Origin of the sequence: Pseudomonas sp. (genome assembly GCF_026224925.1) — a bacterium.
Taxonomy (GTDB): Bacteria; Pseudomonadota; Gammaproteobacteria; order Pseudomonadales; family Pseudomonadaceae; genus Aquipseudomonas.
Map to the genome: position 1 here is coordinate 1 of NZ_JAMFRV010000514.1, position 2,340 is coordinate 2,340.

A 2,340-nucleotide genomic window follows, 5' to 3' on the forward strand; every position below is an offset into this window, starting at 1 on the left:
GATTATTTCCGGGCTGCGGCAGAAGCTGTATCTGGGCTTCGGTGCGGGTTTAATCGTATTGCTGGCCTTGCTCTGGCTCGGACTGACGTGGGGTTTGCGCGCTTTGAGAGGGCTGAGTCAGGAGTTGGACGAAGTAGAGGCTGGCTCCCGCGAAAGCCTCAGTGAGGAACACCCGCGAGAACTGCTGCGGTTGACCGGTTCGCTTAACCGGCTGCTGCTTAGCGAGCGCGAGCAACGCATCCGCTATCGCGACTCCCTGGGCGATTTGGCGCACAGCTTGAAAACCCCGCTGGCGGTGTTGCAGGGCGTCAGCGAAACCATCGCCAAACGCCCCGAAGACCTCGACCAGGCGCGAATACTGCAATCGCAGATCGAACGCATGAGCCAGCAAATCGACTACCAACTGCAACGCGCCAGCCTGCGCAAAAGCGGTTTGGTACGCCACCATGTCAGCTTGAAGCCGGTGGTTGAAAGCCTGTGCAACACCTTGGAAAAGGTCTATCGCGACAAGCAGGTCAGAGTCATTGTCGACCTGCCGGATGCGTACCTGATTCCAATGGAGCAGGGCGCCTTGCTGGAAATGCTCGGTAATTTGTTGGAAAACGCCTACCGCCTGTGCCTCGGTCGGGTGCGTATAAGCCTGCGTCCGTCGATGAACGGCGATGAGCTGTGTATCGAAGACGACGGCCCCGGCGTTCCTGAAAGTCAGCGCGCGCGGATCCTGCAACGCGGTGAGCGTCTGGATCGACAAAATCCGGGGCAGGGCATCGGACTGGCGGTGGTCAAAGACATCATCGAAAGCTACAACGCACGCTTGACCCTTGGCGACTCTTCGCTTGGCGGCGCTGCGTTTCGTATTCACTTCCTCGCTACGTAAAAATAGCCGCGTAAACCCGCTCCAAATTAGCCCGCGCGGCGGATTTCCGCCAATACGAGCGCTATAATCTCAGTATGTGGCGGAAAGCCGCCATATTTTGGGCTGTTAATTTCCCTCTATTGAGAACTGGTCTACGGTTTCACTGGCCTGTAGAGCATTTGCAAAACATGGCACACGCTTTGCGATAGGGCGGAGAGGTTTGCGAATGGTTTGCCCCCGCAACTCGACAAAACAAATCCCTCCAGTGCAGGAGGGTTAAGCGCTTTAAGTATCGCGCGCATCAGATGGATGATGCCCAGCGGTGCTCTTGAGGAACTTCGCAATGACGACTCGTCAGCCCTTGTATAAATCCCTGTATTTCCAGGTGATCGTAGCCATTGTTATCGGCGTTCTAATCGGTCACTTCTACCCTCAGACCGGTGTTGCGCTTAAACCACTGGGTGACGGGTTCATCAAACTGATCAAAATGATCATCGCTCCAATCATCTTCTGCACGGTCGTCAGCGGTATCGCTGGCATGGAGACCATGAAGTCTGTGGGCAAAACCGGCGGTTACGCGCTGTTGTACTTCGAAGTTGTTTCCACCATCGCCCTGTTGGTAGGTCTGGTTGTGGTCAACGTAGTGCAACCGGGCGCCGGCATGCACATCGACGTAGCTACTCTGGATGCCTCCAAAGTTGCAGCCTACGTGGCCGCAGGTGCTGATCAAAGCGTTGTCAGCTTCATCCTGAACATCATTCCGAACACCATCTTCGGTGCGTTCGCCACTGGCGATATCCTGCAAGTATTGATGTTCTCGGTGATTTTCGGTTTCGCCCTGCACCGCCTGGGTGCTTACGGCAAACCATTGCTGGACTTCATTGATCGCTTCGCCCACGTGATGTTCAACATCATCAACATGATCATGAAGCTCGCGCCACTGGGTGCGTTCGGCGCCATGGCCTTCACTATCGGTGCTTACGGTGTAGGTTCGCTGGTCCAGCTCGGTCAGCTGATGCTGTGCTTTTACATCACTTGCGTGGTGTTCGTGCTGGTTGTACTGGGCGCCATCGCTCGCGCCCACGGCTTCAGCGTCGTCAAAGTCATTCGTTACATCCGTGAAGAACTGTTGATCGTTCTTGGTACTTCGTCTTCGGAATCCGCCTTGCCGCGCATGCTGGTCAAGATGGAGCGCCTGGGCGCGAACAAGTCGGTCGTAGGTCTGGTTATCCCGACTGGCTACTCGTTCAACCTCGACGGTACCGCTATCTACCTGACCATGGCTGCCGTGTTCATCGCTCAAGCGACCGACACCCACATGGACATCACGCATCAGATTACTTTGCTGGTTGTACTGTTGCTGTCCTCCAAAGGCGCTGCTGGCGTTACCGGTAGCGGCTTTATCGTGTTGGCTGCCACCCTGTCCGCGGTTGGCCACTTGCCGGTTGCCGGTCTGGCGCTGATTCTTGGCATCGACCGCTTCA

The 2,340-nt window shown here is 56.1% G+C and carries 2 protein-coding genes; both read left to right on the plus strand.

Annotated features, from left to right (window positions below):
* Positions 1-877, plus strand: an 877-nt coding sequence (locus M0974_RS21795; RefSeq protein WP_297841573.1) for an ATP-binding protein, incomplete at its 5' end; no start/stop codon positions are given.
* 322 nt (positions 878-1,199) lie between these two features.
* A partial coding sequence (locus M0974_RS21800; RefSeq protein WP_297841576.1) for a dicarboxylate/amino acid:cation symporter occupies positions 1,200-2,340 on the plus strand: 1,141 nt, incomplete at its 3' end.